Source organism: Megasphaera sp. AF13-6AC (assembly GCF_027685385.1).
GTDB lineage: Bacteria > Bacillota > Negativicutes > Veillonellales > Megasphaeraceae > Megasphaera > Megasphaera micronuciformis.
On the sequence record NZ_JAQCUN010000123.1, the window covers coordinates 1 to 3,607 of the forward strand.

Here is a 3,607-nt window from a genome sequence, read left to right on the forward strand (position 1 = left end):
CCCGAGTCCCCCGCCTCCAATAACACCGGCCATGGCCGTGGCTCCGAGAAGGTTGATAATTGCAAGTACAACACCTGATACAATAGCCGGAATGGCCTCAACGACCATAACCCGCATGACAATTTGAAATTTAGAAGCTCCGAAGGACTGTGCGACTTCAATAAGCGCCGGATTCACTTCCTGTAAGGCATTTTGAATAATACGCCCCATAAAGGGAGAGCAGGCAAAGGTTAACGGTACTATGGCCGCCTGCCAACCGATGGACGTTCCCATAATCAACTTAGTCAGCGGAATAATGGATATCATCAAAATAATAAACGGGAAAGACCTGACTACACTGACAAAGATATCGAAAGCCCGATAAATGACAAAATTTTCGCAAAGGCCACCCTTGCGAGTCAAGGCTAATACAAGGCCGATGCAAAGGCCGAAGAATACGGAAAGAACCATGGCCCAGACCAACATTTTCAAAGTCGCCAACAAGGCCGGCACAATGAGCATGTTCACCAACTGTTCAAAAGACATGTTTTGTAACGGCATCTTACATCACCTGCTCTTTCTCTGCTGACCCTTGATTTATGTAGCTCCACGTACATTCTTTTCCTGCTAAATATAGTTCTACCTTTTCCCTATCCGATCTTGAAATTCCTAATCGAAAAATAGCCATCTTATCACACGAAAAGCTTTCAATTCCACCGCCTAAGGTTTCAAATGATATATTCAAATCTCTTGCCATATCGGAGAGAAAGTTCAACGTACTGTCTTTTACATCATAGGCTACTTGAATAACAGACTCTTTGGACTGTACATCTCCTTCATCACTTTCTCCTAAAAGTCGTTTTAGGGCTCCCGGACGTTTAATAAAGACTGATTTCACGGAACCTTCAGCCGCAATTTTCCCGTCTTCCAATATACAAGCTTTATTACAAATCTGACGCACTACTTCCATCTGATGCGTAACGACAATAACCGTAATTCCCGTTTTTTGATTAATTTCTCGCAATAACCCCAAAATAGAGCTGCTCGTATTGGGATCCAATGCCGACGTCGCTTCATCGCTAAGCAACAGTTTCGGTTCCATCGTCAAGGCTCTGGCAATAGCAACCCTCTGCTTCTGACCGCCCGACAGATTCCGCGGACGAGCGGATGCCTTATCGTCAAGGCCGACCAGTTCTAACAAATCCGTAACTTTCTTCTTAATATCGGCATTCGAATAGCCCCAACATTTCATGGGTAAGGCCACGTTTTCATAAACGGTCCGCCGTTCTAAGAGCGAAAAGTTTTGCAAAACCATGCCTACCTGACGACGAACATCTCGCATTTCTTTATATGAAAGCTCTTTTACTTCTTTCCCGTCCAACAAAATATGGCCGTCATTATAAGAAGCCAAGCCGTTAATGCAGCGCAATAACGTAGACTTTCCGGCACCGCTGCGCCCAACCAGTGCGTAAATATCACCATCTTCAATGGTCAGATTAATGTCGTCCAAAACAATCTTCCCGTCTGACCATACCTTTCTTAAATTCTGAATTTCAATCAAGATATCGCCCCTTTTACGCAAATACAATCCGGTTTTCATGCATACGTGAAAACAAGCTCATACCCTTCTCAAAAAACAGGCCCAAACTTCGTTGAGCCTATTTTACATTATTCAACAGTTGTCAGTTGACAATGGGTAAACGCATATTCGCTCCATTCATTGCCGATGCCGGGAATTTCGGGGATTGAGAAATACCCATGTTCCGGCTGATAGTCGTGAATGCAAAGTTGCTTGTTATAGTTGTGCAGGTTATATACGTGATGTTCGTGAATGGTGAAGTTCGGCAATACAGATTCTAAATGAAGGGCCGCTGCCGTAAGTATCGGGCTGGAGCAAACATGAATCTGTACCCCTACGTCGTAAGCATGAGCCATGTCGCAAACCTTCTTTGTTTCCGTAATGCCGCCACAGTTACCTATATCGGGCTGAATCATCTGAATAGAACCGTCTTGGAAATATTGCTTATACTGCCAACGTGTATAAATACGTTCACCTTGAGACACGGGAATTGTAATGTGATCATGAACAAACTTATTGACATCCGGAGACGGCGTGCACGGTTCTTCAAACATGAAGATATTATACTTCTCCACAATCTTAGCCAGCTGAACAGCCCCTTGAGCATCAATATTTGAATGGTTCTCCATGATGAGGTCCACATCAGGTCCGATAGCTTCTCGCACGGCAGCTACTCGTTCCTCCACCAGGTTCACATAGTAGGCCGGAAGCAGTCGTGTCATTTGTTCATGATTGAACCGACTCCCGTCACGATCAAAAGTAAAAAAATCCACCTTAACTGCCGAATAGCCTTCGGCAACTGCCTTTTTAGCAATATCCGCATACTCTTGAGCCGTCGTCAATCCCACACGCACGGGTCCCCACCCGAACTGCAACTGACTGGCATAACAACGAAGCTTATCCCGTTGTTTACCGCCCAGTAACTTATATAGAGGAACTCCGAAGTATTTAGCCTTAATATCCCATAAAGCAACGTCAATCGCAGAAATAGCCCCGAATGTTACGGGCCCGCCGTTTTGTGCCCAGAACGTAGACTTGTACAAGTCTTCCCATATGACTTCCGTATCGAGCGGGTCCTTACCGATAATCTTTTCCGAAAAATCAATGACAGCTCCGTAAGCACCGCGTGAAATACTCCCGTAGGCCATAGCCGCTTCGCCGTCACCGTAAATACCTGCATCCGTGTATATACGAATACCTACCGGCGTCCACGGCTTATTATCTTCCGCCTTCGGATTGATAAGCATGACATCGACTTTTGTAATCTTCATTGTACGTCCCCCCACCTTTACCGGAACAGATTTTAATTAATTATCCAAGGTAATATAGCTTCCCTGGAAGAGTTTAGCAATTTCAGCCTTCATGGCCGGACTCGTATACGCTTCAACCAAGTCTTTAGCCCACTGTGCATCCTTATTCTGAGGTGCTACGACAAAGCCTACGGCAAACTTGGTCAAGTCCGTGCTGACGGCAATCTGCGTGCTGTCGGGCACGTGATTGCTGATTTGGAACATCTTGGCTACGCAAACGGCATCCACATCAGGCAAAGACTTCATGACCTGAGCCGTATTAACGCTCGTAAACTGCAAGTTCTTCGGATTCGATTCGATATCCAACAGCGTCGGCAAGGTTACGCCTTCTTTTAAGGTAATCAGGCCTTGTTGCTGTAATAAATTCAAAGCTCGTGCCGTATTGCTAGGATCTTCAGGAATAACGATCTTTGCATTCTGCGGCAATTCGGACGGCGACTTATATTTATCGGAATACATACCGAATACGTTATAATGAATATATGGCTGAAGCATTACCATATCGCGCCCTTTAGACTTATTGTACGAATCCATCCACGGCTTATGTTGATGCAAAGACGCATCAATATCCCCATTCATGGTAGCTTCGTTCATGGTCGTCGCATCTTCCAATACGATAACTTTTACATTGTATCCTTTCGCCTTTAAGGCATCCAAGGCTACCTTGTCGTTTACTTCATCATAGTTGAAGCTCGATGCCGCCAAAGTCAAATCTTTCTTTTCCGCGGAATTACTACTC

Annotated in this window: 4 protein-coding genes; all 4 read right to left on the reverse strand. The window is 45.0% G+C overall.

Going from position 1 to position 3,607, the window contains the following annotated elements:
- The coding region (locus tag PGX78_RS06780) for a methionine ABC transporter permease (RefSeq protein ID WP_270446058.1) at positions 1–540 on the reverse strand (540 nt) is incomplete at its 3' end.
- A gap of 1 nt (position 541) precedes the next feature.
- Positions 542–1,540: a methionine ABC transporter ATP-binding protein gene (locus tag PGX78_RS06785; protein ID WP_270446059.1), complete on the reverse strand. Its 999-nt coding sequence runs from the start codon at positions 1,538–1,540 to the stop codon at positions 542–544.
- 107 nt (positions 1,541–1,647) lie between these two features.
- Positions 1,648–2,829 (reverse strand): mandelate racemase/muconate lactonizing enzyme family protein, encoded by a 1,182-nt coding sequence (locus tag PGX78_RS06790; protein WP_270446061.1) that lies wholly within the window; start codon positions 2,827–2,829, stop codon positions 1,648–1,650.
- 36 nt (positions 2,830–2,865) lie between these two features.
- Positions 2,866–3,607: MetQ/NlpA family ABC transporter substrate-binding protein (locus tag PGX78_RS06795; RefSeq protein ID WP_270446063.1), on the reverse strand; the 742-nt coding region annotated here is incomplete at its 5' end.